This window comes from Vibrio sp. 03_296 (genome assembly GCF_002265885.1).
Genome location: NZ_NPKW01000252.1, coordinates 1 through 506, shown reverse-complemented (window position 1 = coordinate 506; position 506 = coordinate 1). Strand labels below are relative to the sequence as shown.

Sequence of the window (506 nt, the reverse complement as noted above, 5' to 3'; positions counted from 1 at the left end):
ACGCACCGTTGGCATGCTGTTACCTTGGCCAGAGTCCACCATATTAGGAATAAGTTGCAACAGGTCATCGATCTCTGTTGCACCTGGGGTATTGTCTATCGTCTCTTGGTCGAACACTTGGACACTCGAACTGGTGTCATAAATGGTTCTTTCTGTTTTCTCACCGATCACAACGACAACAGGCATCTCTTCTTTTTTGTTGCTGTTGGTACTCTCGGTTTGAGCATAGGCTTGACCACTGGCACAAAGCCCCATCACTACCGCAGACAAAGCGTGCWAGTTAAGGTTTTTTTTCTGCAACGCTCGTTCGCGCTGGGCGTAAAGCTGCCATTTGAATTTCTCCTTAACTCTAATAAACAACTGATTGCATTCAGGATGCACAGGCATAGCGAGTGGTGCTTCTACCTCGAGATTGAGTAGAGAGGCGTAAAGAGACCAAAACTGAACAGCGTTGCACTATAGAGTCACGCTCAAAAGCCATGTGCTTGATTGCAAATATTCCGACT

1 pseudogene is annotated in these 506 nt (G+C 46.5%); it reads right to left on the bottom strand.

Going from position 1 to position 506, the window contains the following annotated elements:
* Window positions 1–331 (bottom strand): annotated as a pseudogene (locus CIK04_RS23775) (TonB-dependent siderophore receptor); the annotation flags it as partial.
* Window positions 332–506 lie beyond the last annotated feature (175 nt).